The 15,144-nt window shown below is 35.4% G+C and carries 12 protein-coding genes; 10 read left to right on the forward strand and 2 right to left on the reverse strand.

The genetic code is table 11. From position 1 onward, the window contains the following. Nucleotides 1-22: 22 nt before the first annotated feature. A complete protein-coding gene (locus tag C406_RS0100730) occupies nucleotides 23-1,378 on the reverse strand; it encodes an MATE family efflux transporter (protein WP_017378665.1) in 1,356 nt (451 codons plus the stop codon). Between the two features lie 263 nt (nucleotides 1,379-1,641). On the opposite strand from C406_RS0100730, the gene C406_RS0100735 reads away from it, so the two are divergent. After that, nucleotides 1,642-2,718 carry an undecaprenyldiphospho-muramoylpentapeptide beta-N-acetylglucosaminyltransferase gene (locus C406_RS0100735; RefSeq protein WP_017378666.1) on the forward strand — a complete coding sequence of 359 codons (1,077 nt, stop codon included), beginning with the start codon at nucleotides 1,642-1,644 and terminating at the stop codon, nucleotides 2,716-2,718. Between the two features lie 42 nt (nucleotides 2,719-2,760). On the opposite strand, the gene C406_RS0100740 is transcribed toward C406_RS0100735, so the two are convergent. Further along, nucleotides 2,761-3,312, reverse strand: coding sequence for a GNAT family N-acetyltransferase (locus tag C406_RS0100740; RefSeq protein WP_017378667.1), 552 nt, complete (start codon nucleotides 3,310-3,312; stop codon nucleotides 2,761-2,763). Between the two features lie 361 nt (nucleotides 3,313-3,673). On the opposite strand from C406_RS0100740, the gene dapF reads away from it, so the two are divergent. The 9 genes from dapF to C406_RS0100785 all read left to right on the forward strand — a co-directional run bounded on the left by dapF (nucleotide 3,674) and on the right by C406_RS0100785 (nucleotide 15,140). Continuing rightward, nucleotides 3,674-4,660 carry a diaminopimelate epimerase gene (gene dapF / locus C406_RS0100745; protein ID WP_017378668.1) on the forward strand — a complete coding sequence of 329 codons (987 nt, stop codon included), beginning with the start codon at nucleotides 3,674-3,676 and terminating at the stop codon, nucleotides 4,658-4,660. Nucleotides 4,661-4,673: 13 nt separating this feature from the next. After that, nucleotides 4,674-6,704: a diguanylate cyclase domain-containing protein gene (locus C406_RS0100750; RefSeq protein ID WP_017378669.1), complete on the forward strand. Its 2,031-nt coding sequence runs from the start codon at nucleotides 4,674-4,676 to the stop codon at nucleotides 6,702-6,704. A 59-nt stretch (nucleotides 6,705-6,763) separates the two neighbouring features. Beyond that, nucleotides 6,764-7,444: a response regulator transcription factor gene (locus C406_RS0100755; protein ID WP_017378670.1), complete on the forward strand. Its 681-nt coding sequence runs from the start codon at nucleotides 6,764-6,766 to the stop codon at nucleotides 7,442-7,444. After that, entirely contained in the window at nucleotides 7,441-8,856 is a 1,416-nt protein-coding gene (locus C406_RS0100760; RefSeq protein ID WP_017378671.1) for a HAMP domain-containing sensor histidine kinase, read from the forward strand. Before C406_RS0100755 ends, C406_RS0100760 begins: the two co-directional genes overlap by 4 nt. A 221-nt stretch (nucleotides 8,857-9,077) precedes the next feature. Continuing rightward, nucleotides 9,078-11,888: a 2-oxoglutarate dehydrogenase E1 component gene (locus C406_RS0100765; RefSeq protein WP_017378672.1), complete on the forward strand. Its 2,811-nt coding sequence runs from the start codon at nucleotides 9,078-9,080 to the stop codon at nucleotides 11,886-11,888. A 29-nt stretch (nucleotides 11,889-11,917) separates the two neighbouring features. After that, nucleotides 11,918-13,180, forward strand: coding sequence for a 2-oxoglutarate dehydrogenase complex dihydrolipoyllysine-residue succinyltransferase (odhB, locus tag C406_RS0100770; RefSeq protein ID WP_017378673.1), 1,263 nt, complete (start codon nucleotides 11,918-11,920; stop codon nucleotides 13,178-13,180). 174 nt (nucleotides 13,181-13,354) lie between these two features. Continuing rightward, complete coding sequence (locus C406_RS0100775) at nucleotides 13,355-13,954, forward strand: DedA family protein (RefSeq protein ID WP_017378674.1); 600 nt, start codon at nucleotides 13,355-13,357, stop codon at nucleotides 13,952-13,954. 75 nt (nucleotides 13,955-14,029) lie between these two features. Further along, nucleotides 14,030-14,227 (forward strand): DUF6501 family protein, encoded by a 198-nt coding sequence (locus C406_RS0100780; RefSeq protein ID WP_017378675.1) that lies wholly within the window; start codon nucleotides 14,030-14,032, stop codon nucleotides 14,225-14,227. Between the two features lie 43 nt (nucleotides 14,228-14,270). Then, nucleotides 14,271-15,140, forward strand: coding sequence for an ATP-binding protein (locus tag C406_RS0100785; RefSeq protein ID WP_017378676.1), 870 nt, complete (start codon nucleotides 14,271-14,273; stop codon nucleotides 15,138-15,140). Nucleotides 15,141-15,144 lie beyond the last annotated feature (4 nt).

Genomic DNA, 15,144 nt, shown 5'->3' on the forward strand with positions numbered 1-15,144 from the left:
AAATGAAAACAAGACGCAACCCCTAGTGGGCTGCGTCTTGTTTTTTGCGTTGAATACGAATGAGTCGATATGTCAAAGTAATGGCACCTGCAGTTAACCCAACAATTAACCCAATCCAGTATCCAAAAGGTCCGAAATCAGTAAATTTCGACAAGAGATAGCCAATTGGCAAACCAATGACCCAATATGAGATAATGGCCATAATAAACGTAACATTAACATCTTTATAACCTCTTAAAGCCCCTTGAACTGGCGCTTGGATGGCATCTGACAATTGGAAAAGTGCAGCAAATACGAAGAATTGAACCGTTAATTGAATAACCGTTTCGTCAGTCGTATATATTCCTGCAATTTGTTCTCTGAAAAAAAATAAAACACATGCAGAGAAGAAGCTGAATAATATCGCTGTACTGACACTTAACCAACTATAAGTTTGTGCATCTTTAAAACGTTTCGCGCCGACTTCATATCCTATTAAAACTGTTGCACCAAATGAAATACTTAAAGGAATCATGTAAAGTAAAGACGTGAAGTTTAAAGCAATTTGGTGAGCTGAAATAACTGCTGTACTATATGTACTCATCATTAAGGTAACAGCAGAAAAAATACTTGTTTCTGCAAAAATCGACAAACCAATTGGAATTCCAATTGTACAAATATCCTTCCATTTTGAAAACTGAACACGCTGCCAATTCTTAAACAGTTCATATTGCTCAAATGGTCTTTGCTTATGAGCAATACCAACGGTGATAAAGAAAACTAACCAAAAAGTTATGGCTGAAGCATATCCAGCTCCAGCTCCACCAAGTTCAGGAAAACCGAATTTACCGAAAATAAGTACATAATTAAAGCACACATTTATAGGGGCTGACAGTAAGGTGATGATCATCGTGACCCGCGTTTTACCTAAGGCATCCATGTAAGAACGTAAAACAGTGTAAGCAAATAGTGGGATAATACCTATAATCATTGCAAGTAAATATGATTTGGCGATTTTTTCAACTCGAACTTCTAATGTCATTATTTGAAGAATAGGTTCTAACACAAAGAATAGCCCTATTGAAATAAAAACAGATAATGCCAAGGATAATAATAATCCTTGTTGAACAACAAGTCTGACTTCGTCCTTTTTCCTCGCACCGACTAATTGTGCCACAATGGGTGTGATTGCTATTAATATACCTGCTAAACCGGTATATACAGGTATCCATAACGATGAACCTATCGCTACACCAGCTAAGTCTTCACTCCCGTATCTACTTGACATTAAAATATCAAAGAATGAGATTAAATATAAAGCAACTTGTGTGACTAATATAGGAAATACGATTTTGAACATGAGCAACCATTTCTCTTTAAGCTGTGTAGTTTCGTACATACTAGATCACCCTGAATTCTGCAAATTTCCAATTATTATAGCACATTTTATATCGACAAAGAGGTTATGTAATTTATCGGATTTTTCACTCTATCCATGTTTTGGATTTTAATTGAGTTTAGTTACTTTTAGCAGATATCGTTTCTGTCGAGTCTTTAAATGGTGTATATTATGTAGAGGATACGAACAATGTCAGATGTATTGCAAAAATAGATTTTAAAATTTTACCTTAAAGAATGATAATAAAGATAGGAGATATACATATGAATAAAAAAACAATTGTATTAACAGGTGGAGGAACTGCCGGTCACGTCTCACTTAACCAAGCAATCATCCCAGCATTAGTAGAGCAAGGTTTTGAAATCCATTACATAGGATCCAAAGATGGTATTGAATTGGAATTAATTCGTGATGCCTTTCCTAATGTTATGTATCATGCAATTTCAAGTGGGAAATTGAGACGTTACGCCTCTGTAAAAAACTTTACAGATCCTTTTCGCGTGGGAAAAGGGCTTATTGAAGCTTTATTAATTGTAAGAAAAGTAAACCCATCTGTTATCTTTTCAAAAGGAGGATTCGTATCGGTTCCTGTTGTTTTGGCAGGGAAATTAGCGAAAATTCCGGTTGTAATTCACGAATCTGATGTAACTCCCGGTTTAGCAAATAAAATTGCGATTCCCATGGCTCATCATATATTTACTGTTTTTCAAGAGACATTACAACATTTACCTCCTGAAAAATCAAGTTGTTCTGGCTCCATTATTCGTTCAGAGTTATTTGAAGGGAAAAAACAAGTGGGTCTTCAATTGTGTGACTTTGCTGGTTGGAAGCCTGTCCTTCTAATCATGGGCGGTAGTCAAGGTTCAGTGGTAGTTAATGAAGCTATTCGTAGCAATTTACCGCAACTTCTAAAAATGTTTGATATCATTCACCTCTGTGGAAAAGGTAAAGTAGACGACTCTTTACTTAAAATTCCAGGATATAAACAATTTGAATATGTGACAAAAGAATTACCTGACTTAATACACGCAGCAGATTTAATTGTTTCAAGAGCTGGCTCAAATTCAATATTCGAATTTTTAGCTTTACGTAAACCGATGTTATTAATACCTTTATCAAAACAAAAAAGTCGAGGAGATCAAGTACTAAATGCTCAAATTTTCAAAAAACAAGGGTGGGCCTCGGTTCTTGAAGAAGAAGATGTTACACCTAAATTATTTTTGACGTCCTTAAAAGATCTAAATGGTCAAGCAAATGATATACGAAAATTGATGGAAAGCTCTGATCACACAAAAAAACCAGATGAAATGGTAAAATTGATTACTTCATATTCAAAATAAAAAAACCGCCTACACAATTATATGTGTGGGCGGTATATTAAATTATATTGCATGTTCTTCTTCTTCAACAAATCTAGATGCAGCAGTTGCTAAGTAGAATAAGTCTTTAGTTATTTGATACAGCTCATATTTATGGTCTCCTGCATTAATTTCTTCAAATAAAGTAGGATGAGTATATCTAGCGTTCATACTGTAAGCTAGTTTCTCTGTTGCACGAAGAGACTTTTCATTATGCTTTTTAATCCTCACAAAAACTGTATTGATATTATGTTGATAAAAAAGCTCTTCTAAAAAAAGATTTTTCGCTTTTAGATTGAATCCTTTTCCTTGGAAAGGGTGACCAATCCACGTTCCTAGAAACCCAGCTTGATCTTGAATATCATATAAATTTATAGTCCCTATTGGCATCCCATAATCATCAGTAATCGTGCGTGAAATAACTTTTCCACATTCTTCTTCTTCCATTAATTGTTTCGTCATAAATAAGAATTCATCAGTTGAAGTTGCTTTTTGTCGAACGAAAGGAAAGACAGATGGGTGAGATAAATACTCGAACAAAGAGCCACATTCGTGCAATTCTCGTCTTTTAATCACAATTAACGCCTCCATATCGGGGCAGATAAAGACAGAAGTCTAGCTCTAGCCCCTCGAAATTTTTCATTTTGTAGTGCATAAAAAATTCCGGGGTGGGAATCGAACCCACTAGAACCAGTCATTAAACTGGTGGCGCACCATTTGCCTTCCCTAACGATTTACGATCAATAAATCGTTTTATTAAATTGTTTTCTTTATTACTTTTCTTTATTACTATACTAATTTTTATTTAAAATGAAAACAAAAAAATCGTGAAATTTGTGTAATTTTTATTAAGATTTTAGATAGAAATTTTAGGGAATAGTTGTAACCATTTATTATTAGATTTAATATGAAGATATAGAATCTTGGAGGGATTATCATGACAATCATTTTTCATAAAGTGCACGGTTCTGGCAATACATTTTACTTACACGAAGAAATACCAAACATGATTTATAATTGGCCTTTAACTGCACAAAAAATGTGCGACCCCTCTAATGAAAATGGAGCAGATGGGTTATTAATTATTTCACAATCAACTAAAGCAGATGCGAAAATGCGCGTTTATAATGCAGATGGGTCTGAAGCATCCATGTGTGGAAATGGGTTAAGATGTGTAGCAAGATTTGTTTTAACAAAATTAGGGGGAACTGTAGCAACGATTGAGACGATGAAAGCCGTACTATCTGTGCAACAAGTAGAACCAATATTTAAAAGCATAGACACTTATAAGGTAGAAATTTCACCCGTGTCGTTTAAACTTACTTCACTTCCAATGAAATATAAAAATCATAAGCAAATTGTGAATGAAGTAATGCCAGAATTCTCCTTGGATATTCACTTTACTGCAGTGTCGGTCCCAAACCCTCATTTAATCGGTATTGTCCCTATTCATTATATTGAAGATACACAGTTCCAAGAACAACTTGCTACATCTTTTAATATAGAAAATGGGCATTTTCCAGATGGCGTTAATGTCAGTTTTGTTCATCCTGTTGATGAGTCGAGTATTTTCGTACGAACTTTCGAACGAGGCGTAGGGTTTACAAATGCATGTGGTACTGCCATGACGGCTTCCGCATTAGTGTCTGCAACAATTAATTTAGTCCCTTATGGTGAAATAACGGTATATAATCCAGGTGGTTTTGTTAAGTGCGAGATCGAACAAAATGAAAATCATATTCATTTATCACTGATCGGCAATGCAACATTTTTTGCTACCTATTCGGGTGAATTAACTGAAGACGGAGAATTTATCATTAATTCAGTCATTCTTCATGAAAATGAAATTAATGAGTATAAAGAATTAGAGCTACAAGCACAGAAAAATGTAAAAGATGGATGGTCTAGCAACGAGTATTTGTAGGAGATGAAAGTAGATGGAACATTTTTTCACTCAAACACAATTTGATTTATTATATGGAGATACCTCAGATTTAGTGTTTTTTTTAATTCAAAAAGAACACTCTTTTGAGTATTTATTTGTCAACGAAAGTGCAAGGCTCATTTTTAAAGATAGTCCAATTAACTCTAATTTACACGATATGCTAACATCTCCACATTTAGAGGAAATTTATGAGAATTACTTATTAGCCATTCAAGAAAATAAAGTAGTTATATATCAAGATTTCTTTTTGTTTTCAGATGTTGAATTAGTAAATGAAACTACCATAAAACCAATTCAAACAGTACAAGGTACATATATACTTGCAACGACTAAAGAAGTTTCAACTCAAAAGGAAATAGAAGAAAAATATTTATTTATGCAATCTTTACTGAATATGATTGTGGACCCAACAATTATTGTCACTAAAGACGGTAAAATATTTGATATGAATCCTAAGTTTGAAGAAATATTTGGCTATAAAATGACAGAGTGGCGTGGAAAACATTACTTGAACTTGCCATTCGTCCCTTTGAAAGAGCATAGTCAAGTTGAACATCATTTTGAAACAAATTTACGAGGTACTGGGAAATCATCAGTACTTGTTCAACGAATGAAATCGACTGGTGACGAAGGGACATTTCTTGTAAGTTACTCTCCTATAAAGAAAAATGAGGAAACCGTTGCCATGTATATTTTGTTACAAGAAGTTACAGATGAAGTCGAGTTAAAGGAAAGTCTCCGTAATACTAGACATATTTTAGAAAGTTATAAACGTGCGATTAGTAAGGCTGCAATGGTGTTAATGACCACGCAAAACGGAGTCATTGAATATGCCAATGACTTGTTTATTGCCACAACTGGCTTTATGAAACAAGAAGTAATAGGTCAACATATTAGTACATTGCAAATTGATCTCTATAATGACATTCAAATGCGACACTTGTGGAAAGTCGTTATGCACGAAAAAATATGGCGTGGAGAGCTTCGAAATAGAGCAAGAGACGGGACTTTTTACTGGGGAGATACAACTATAATTCCGCTATACAATGAACAACAGCAGATTGAAAATATTCTTATCATTCAATTTGATATAACAGAAAAAAAGAATATGATGACTGACCTACAATCAATTGAAAAAACGTTTAATTTAATTACAGAGAATACCAATGATTTAATCGCGATTACAGATGAGAAAGGATATATTCTTTATACATCACCTTCTCACGATAGAATACTAGGTTTATCAAAAGAAGCAATGTTGAATAAACAATTTAGTGACATGCTGACAAATGAATATCTAAATTTATGGAAAAATGACGTGTCAAAACGTGTCAATGAAGATGAAGAAATACGACTAGAACTTCAATATAATCAAAAAAATAATTTTAAGCTTTGGACCGAAACTTCGATTGTTGCCGTAAAAGATCGTGAACGGCAAGGTAAATTAAAGCATGTCATTGTTTCAAGAGAAATAACAGAACGCAAAAAATTAGAAGAACATCTTAGCTTTATGGCATATCACGATAGCTTAACGCAATTACCTAACCGAAGGCATCTGTCGAAAGAGTTTCCCCAATTGGTCAAGCAAGCTGAATTAGATAAAACATCAATAGCAGTTCTATATTTAGATGGAGACGACTTCAAATCGGTAAACGATTCTCATGGTCATGATATTGGTGATGAATTTATACGAATGTTTGGTGAGGCCCTATTATCGAGTGTGCGAACACAAGACTTAGTGTCTCGTGTTGGTGGAGATGAGTTCGTTATTCTCCTTACAGGTTTGCCAAACATTCCTAATAAAAGACAAGAAGTATTGACGCTCATCATTAGTAGAATTAGAGCTTCTTTAAAAACAGGTTGGTTATTAAGTGGAACCATCTTTACTCCAACTACGTCGATTGGAATTTCTTATTTCCCTGATCACGGAAACACAGTTGAGGATTTATTAGAAAAAGCTGACACGGTTATGTATGAAGTGAAGCGAATGGGGAAAAATCAGCAACTTGTTTATTCTGAATGACATTAAAAAAGAAACCTCGATATGGAACTATTTTTAGACAAATATGAAGAAGGTGGAAAATGCGTACCCCTTACCGCGTATTACTTGTAGAAGATGAAAAGAATATTGCTCGTTTTATTGAATTGGAATTGCGTCACGAGGATTTTGATGTGGTACATCATATATCTGGCAGAGAAGGATTAAAAGCGGCAAAGAATCAGAACTTTGATGTGGTTTTACTAGATGTCATGTTGCCTGAGTTAAATGGAATTGAAGTATGTCGAAGAATTCGCTTATTTTCACAATTACCCATTATATTAATAACAGCTAGGGACGCTATCGTTGATCGTGTCGCTGGACTTGATGCAGGTGCTGATGATTACATAGTGAAACCGTTTGCTATTGAAGAACTATTAGCCAGAATACGTTCCGTGCTGAGAAGAACAAACAGACTTAATGATGTGATAACCCGACTAGAATTTAAAGATATTACTATCGATACGGATGCTCATCTTGTTGAAATAAATAATAAAGCTCTAGAATTAACGAAAACTGAGTATGATTTACTAGTCTTTTTAATTCAACATAAAAATCATGTTGTTACACGAAACTTAATTTTGGAAAGTGTCTGGGGATATTTAGTAGACATCGAAACAAATGTGGTAGATGTCTACATACGCCATTTGCGTTCAAAATTACCTCGAGAATCTGCAAATTATATTGAAACGGTTAGAGGCGTTGGATATGTGATGCGTCAATGAATCAAATAATTTGGTGGAAGCGATTGATTGCATCTCAATCATTAAAAAAGAAATGGGCATTTAGTTCTGCAACAGTTATTTTCTTGAGTTTTGCCACTATGAGTATCATCCTCTTTGTCGCCTTAAAAGGATGGTTGTATCACCAAGAAGAACAAGAAGTGAATCGAACAATGGTAGATTTAATGACATTCTTTGAATCCCAAGGTCATTTTTTAACTGTTCAGGATATTCAAGCAAATACTGGATTAATGACGTCAATTGTAAATAAAAATCAAACGATTCGATTGTTAAATATTGATGGAATTGAGATGCTACGAATTAATAAAACTTCTACTTTTCAACCTTTTAATTCAATCGATTTTCCAAGTAAAGGTTATTTAATAAATACTGGAGATTCTTCCTCCATAACAGCTGTCGGCATTGTTAAGCTTGGACGATTTAATGGATATGTCCAACTCGAACATCCACTAACATCTTTTCAATCGATTATCACTTATATATTAACTGCCATGTTGCTTTTTAGTTTATGTGCCTTACTTTTATCGGGATGGATTGGTTATATTCTGGCTAGTTATTTATTAAAACCTCTTCAAGATTTAAAGGTTACGATGGATGACGTCGTTGCCCATGGTTTTGAAAAAGATTTAGCGATTTCTTATGATGCTAAAGATGAAATTGGTGAATTAATTGACGTATATGCAAGTATGATGGCTAAGTTGAAGTCTTCCTTTGAACAGCAACAACAATTTATTGCTGATGCATCTCACGAACTTAGGACTCCCATACAGGTTGTAGAAGGGCATCTTGCATTACTAAACAGATGGGGGAAATATGATCCTGTGGTATTGGAAGAGTCGCTCGGAATATCATTACGCGAAGTAAATCAAATGAAAAATTTAATTGATGAAATGCTAGAACTTGCTCGTGGGGAACAAATAAAAGAACGTCCACCTACAAATATTGTGGAATATACAATTGAAGTAATTAAAGAATTAAGTCAAATACATCCATCCACAAACATTGAACATATTCTTCCTGCAAGTAAGGAAATGCAAGTACCCATTTCATCAAATGCGTACCAGCAAATTATCCGTAACATCTTAAGTAATGCTATTCGTTATAGTAAGAGTCCGGCACACGTTTGCATTTCCTATAAAAAAACGCCACTTGAAATCATCGTTAACGTCAAAGATCATGGGATTGGGATTGCTCCACAACATGTTTTGAAGATATTCGACCGATTTTATCGAGTTGACTCTGTTCGAACTCGGAACTTAGGTGGAAGTGGATTAGGTTTAAGCATTGTAAAGATGCTAATTGAAAATGCAAGTGGGTCAATTCACGTATTAAGTGAAGAAGGTAAAGGATCAACTTTTTCAATGGTTTTCCCCTTATTTTTTGAAGATTCTTAGCCTAACTATCGGATTATTTCGACATAGCGCAAATAATTGCTTAGTTTGTTTGAAAAGCATTGTATTTTCTAAGGAAAGTAGTAAAATTGAAATGAAAAAAATGTTCTGAGTTTCGTCACGTTCGATTCCTTTTATAACGGGAGGGAACGTGATAAAATAGTATAGATTGTATAAAGGGAAAATAGGAAATACTGCTTGAAAAAATTTGGAGGGTATTCTAAATGTCGAAAAACGGGACACCGATTGGTTCACCATGGACTAAACTTTCAGGTCCAAACTTAGGATATGTATTAGAAATGTACGATTTGTTTATTGAGTCACCAGAATCAGTCGATGAGGATCTTGGTGCACTATTTAAAGAATTTGGCTCACCATCAGTAGTGAATGAAAATGTTGCTGATATCTCACCAGTTCAACATGTGGAACCAAACAACTTTGAGAAAGTATTAGCAGCTGTTCAATTAGCAGATGCAATTCGATCTCATGGTCATTTAGCTGCGGATATTTATCCGTTAAATGATCGTCCAAAAGATTTCACAAGAATGGACCCTTCTTCATACGGATTATCAGAAGCTGACCTATTAGAGATTCCAGCTTCTTTGTTAATGAAAAATGTACCAAGCAATATTCAAAATGGGTTACAAGCAATCGAGCAATTAAAATCATTTTATACAGATAAAATTGCTTATGAGTTTGCCCATATTATTAATCCACAAGAACGTCAATGGATTCAATCAAAAATTGAGTCTTCATCTATGAAAGTAGCTTTCTCTAAAGATGAACGTAAAGTATTACTTACACGTTTATCTAAGATTGAGGGTTTTGAAAAATTCATTCACCGTACATTTGTTGGTGCAAAACGATTCTCAATTGAGGGACTAGATACATTAGTCGTATTCCTTGATGAATTAGTTCGTCAATCTGAAAATAAACAAACTAAAGAAATATTAATTGGTATGGCTCATCGAGGGCGTTTAAACGTCTTAACACATGTAATTAACAAACCATACGACATGATGTTTGCAGATTTTGCACATGTTCCAAATGAGTCGTTCTTACCAAAAGATAATTCACTCGAGATTACAACAGGTTGGTATGGTGATGTGAAATATCACATGGGTGCTACTCACACAGCTAAATCAGGTTTGAAGGTGAAACTAGCTTATAACCCCTCTCACTTGGAAGTTGTTAGTCCAATTGTGACTGGACAAACTCGTTCCGCACAAGAAGATACATCTAAAACAGGTGTACCTGTTCAAAATGCAAAAGCAGCCTATTCCGTATTAATTCACGGAGATGCCGCTTTCCCAGGTCAAGGTATTGTAGCAGAGACGTTTAACTATAGCCGTGTCCGTGGATATCAAACTGGTGGATCAATTCATATCATTGCAAACAACATGATTGGTTTTACGACAGAATATTATGATTCACGTTCTACTCATTATTCGTCAGATACTGCAAAGGGATTTGAAGTACCCGTTATTCATGTAAATGCAGATGATGTTGAAGCAGTTATTGCAGTCGCTCGACTAGCATTCGAATATCGTGAACAATTCGGTAAAGACATCTTAATAGACTTAATGGGTTACCGTCGTTTTGGACATAATGAAATGGATGAGCCTTTGGTTACTAATCCAACGATGTACCATGCCATTCACAAACATCCAACGGTCCGTGAATTGTATAGTAAGCAATTAGTGTCGGATAGTGTCCTTACAGAAACAGAAGTAAAAAAAATACAAAGTGATATTCAAAAAACGATGCAAAATTCTTACGATCAAGTGAAAGAATTGCCTGAAAATAAGCTTCAAGACATCATTATTCCTGAAGTAGTGTTAAATGGATATCCCGAAGTTCAAACAGGGGTAGAAGAAGAGACACTTGTTAAAATGAATGCAGAGTTATTATCATGGCCTGCAGAATTTGCAGCTTTTGCGAAACTCGAGAAAATACTTAAACGTCGTGAAGAGCCTTTTAAAGGCAAAGGGAAAATCGATTGGGCTCATGCTGAAACATTGGCGATAGGCTCGATATTACAAGATGGAAATCCTGTTCGGTTGACTGGTCAAGATGCACAACGTGGAACTTTTGCCCATAGACATGTTGTCTTACATGATGAGAAAACAGGAGCTGAACTTGTTCCACTTCACCATATATCGGGGGCAAATGCTTCATTTGTCGTTTATAATACGCCATTAACTGAATCTGCAGTTTTAGGTTATGAATTTGGCTATAATTTAGAAAATGAAAAAGCATTAGTTATTTGGGAAGCCCAATATGGGGATTTCGCTAACATGGCGCAAGTCATGTTTGACCAATTTATTTCTTCTTCCCGCTCAAAATGGGGGCAGAAATCCGGATTAGTGATGTTACTTCCACATGGTTCCGAAGGTCAAGGAGCTGAACATTCAAGTGCTCGTTTAGAAAGATACTTGCAAATGGCAGGGGAGAATAACTGGACTGTTGCGAACCTTTCCAGTGCTGCGAACTATTTCCATATATTACGTAGACAGGCTAAAATGCTTGGTGATGAGACGATGAGACCTTTAATTATCATGGCGCCAAAATCATTGCTTCGTCATCCACAAGTAGGGGCAAACGTATCAGATTTGACAACTGGGCAGTTTGAAACCATCTTAGAACAACCAGGTCTTGGAAAACAGCCTAAAAAAGTCGAACGTATTTTGCTTGCTAGTGGGAAAATGGCCATTGATTTAGCTGATAAGGTAAAGGATGGAAATGAATTTGATCATCTTCACATTATTCGTGTTGAACAGTTGTATCCATTCCCTTCTGAAAAAATTCAAGCGGTTGTTGAACGTTTCCCGAATGCGAAAGAAATTGCTTGGGTACAAGAAGAACCACAAAACATGGGTTCATGGACATTTGCAGATCCATATTTGCGTGATTTAGCCGGTGGGAAGAATGTACGTTATATTGGACGTGTTAAACGTTCAAGTCCAGCTGAGGGCGATGGAGAAGCACATAAAATGGAGCAATCTCGCATTATTGCAGAAGCGGTTTCACGTTAAAGATCGATTGATTAGAGGAGGAAAATATAGTGGCAGAAATTAAAGTACCTGAATTAGCAGAGTCAATTACAGAAGGAACGATAGCACAATGGTTAAAGCAACCAGGTGAAACAGTTGAAAAAGGTGAATTCATCGTTGAACTGGAAACAGATAAAGTAAACGTTGAAGTTATTTCTGAAGAAGCAGGAGTAGTTCAAGAATTACTAGCTGCTGAGGGTGATACTGTTCAAGTTGGTCAAGTGATTGCAGTTGTCGGCGAAGGTTCTGGAAACGGTAGCACAACGAATAATCCAGTTGAAGCAGACCCTGCAGAAGCAGATGCACCTGTAAAAAAAGTACAAGAAGCACCCACTCAACAGATAACTTCTGCTCGAGTGGCTAAAGAAGAATCATCTTCAATAGATCGCACGATTGCAAGTCCCGCAGCACGCAAATTAGCTCGAGAAAAAGGCATTGATTTAACAGCGGTTTCGACTGTTGATCCGATGGGACGTGTACGTGTACAAGACGTTGACGCACATTCAAATGCACCGAAACAAGCACCTGCTGCTCCGGCTGCATCTTCAGCTACTGCTGTTCCAAAAGCTGAAGATAGTAGAGTGAAACGCGAGAAAATGTCTCGTCGTCGTCAAACAATTGCTAAACGTTTATTAGAAGTGAAACAATCAACCGCAATGTTAACCACTTTTAATGAAATAGATATGACCAATGTGATGGCTCTGCGCTCTCGTAAAAAAGATAAATTCTTTGAAGTTCATGATGTTCGTTTAGGATTTATGTCATTCTTCACGAAAGCAGTTACATCGGCATTGAAAAAATATCCTTACGTAAATGCAGAACTTGATGGAGACGAAGTTCTTTTGAAACAGTTCTATGATATAGGAATTGCTGTTTCTACTGAAGAAGGTTTAGTTGTGCCAATAGTTCGTGATACAAATCATAAAAACTTTGCTGAAATTGAAGCAAATATTGGTGAGTTAGCAAAAAAAGCGCGTGACAAAAAACTTCAAATTGCAGACATGACAGGTGGATCTTTTACAATTACAAATGGTGGCGTATTTGGTTCTCTTATGTCTACTCCAATATTAAATGGAACACAAGTTGGAATTCTTGGAATGCATACTATTCAAAAGCGTCCAGTTGCCATCGGTGACGAAGTTCAAATTCGTCCTATGATGTATGTAGCTCTATCATATGATCATCGTGTAATTGATGGGAAAGATTCAGTAGGATTCCTGAAAACGATTAAAGAACTTATCGAAAACCCTGAAGATTTACTATTAGAGTCTTAATACGAAAAGTACTTTGTACATTCTTATCTACTCGCAGAAAAGAGTAAATGTCTAAAAACCTAACGATAGTTTTATTCTTTCTAGTCTTTGGTATGAAAAACAGCTTCGCATTTGCGAAGCTGTCTTTTTTTTGGCAAAATAGAAGAAACGAATAATAGAAAGTAGTTGAAGAAAGTGGATCTTACAATTTTAATTGAACTTGTACAAAAGTTTGGATATTTTAGTATGTTTCTCTTCAACTGGCTCTTATTATTTGGATTACCTATTCCAAATGAAGTCGCTGCATCATTTACAGGAGTGCTAACAGAAATTAAGGATTTCAATCCTTTCTATGCTTTTATTTCCGCATATCTTGGATTAGTTAGCGCGACTTTTTTTGCCTATACTATCGGGCGTCTTTTAGGTCCAAGATTGATTAATAGGCTAAATAGAACAAGACTTAATAAACCCATAGACGCGTTTAGTAAATATTTAGAAAGACGAGGAAATATTGCTATAGGTTTAAGTTTCTTTTTACCAGGATTTCGATGGGCTATGCCTTATGTAGTCGGTGCAAATCAATTTCCATTAAAACTATTTTTAAAATACTCGATTCTTCCAAGCTTTATTTGGATGATGATTTATTTTCAGTTAGGTCGTACGTTTCCATATGCCTATAAACTTATGTTAGATAATCTCCAACTTTTTTTAATTAGTTTATCACTGTTAATTGTTAGTATATTTGTTATCCGTTATTTAATCATTCAGTGGAAATTGAAAAAGAGAACAAGCTAATTATCGCATCTATTGATTAACCGAATCAGCTTGTTTATACTAGATGTAGATTATAGAAAAGAGGGCATATACATCATGATTCATAACCATTGGAAAGAATCCATAACGATTAAGACGGTTACTTGTAAACATACAAATGCAGCAAAATTCTCAGTATCAAATGTTTTAACTTCTGGTAAAAACTATGAAGTTAAAAATGAAACAGAAGAATTCATTTTTGTTATTGATAACACTGGTCACATTGGTGGCTATTATAAGGAATACTTTGAATAACCGATGATTTTTGCGTCGGTTATTTTTAATTGGAGGGTTAACTTTGAGGGTACAATCCATCATTGAAAAGTCACAAACAAAACGAATAGAAAGAAAACATACGATAGACCACGCAGTATTAATTGGAAAAGGGGGCTATGTATCCCCATTAGAACATTTATGGGATGACCTATTACTTAGTGTTGTATTGCAAAAAAATATCTTACTAAAAGGACCCTCTGGTTCTGGTAAGACGAAATTAGCCGAATCCATATCTTCTTTTTTTGAACAACCGATGCATAGTATTAATTGTTCTGTTGATTTAGATGCTGAAGCACTTCTTGGATTTAAAACATTGATTCAAGATAATGGGCAGACTGCTATCGACTTTGTTGAAGGTCCTGTTATCCAAGCTATGAGATACGGTCATATATTATATATCGATGAAATAAATATGGCGAAACCGGAGACTTTACCGATTCTTCACAGTGTGCTCGATCACAGAAGAATGCTTACAAATCCTTATACAGGAGAAGTTTTACAAGCACATGAAGATTTCACAGTAATCGCTGCAATTAATGAAGGTTACATTGGAACAACGCCATTAAATGAAGCCTTGAAAAATAGATTTATTTCTTTTTCTATTCCTTACTTAACAGGCGAACCACTTCGTGCAGTATTCGTAAGAGAATTCCCAGAAGCTAAACCGGCACTTATAAATACAATGCTTAGTCTTGCGGAAGATACATTTATTCAAGTCCAGAATGGATTGCTAAGTGAAGAAGCTGCTTCCATTCGTAGTTTGCTTGATGCAACAGAGCTTGCTCAATATATTGACCCAAAACGAGCAATTCGTTATGCAATTGCAGAAAAATTAGAAGACGAAAGTGAAAAAGCGTTGGTCATGGAACTTGCGAATACTTGGCTTAAGTGAGGTG

It is taken from the genome of Paenisporosarcina sp. TG-14, from assembly GCF_000297555.1.
In the GTDB taxonomy this organism is placed as follows: Bacteria; Bacillota; Bacilli; order Bacillales_A; family Planococcaceae; genus Paenisporosarcina; species Paenisporosarcina antarctica.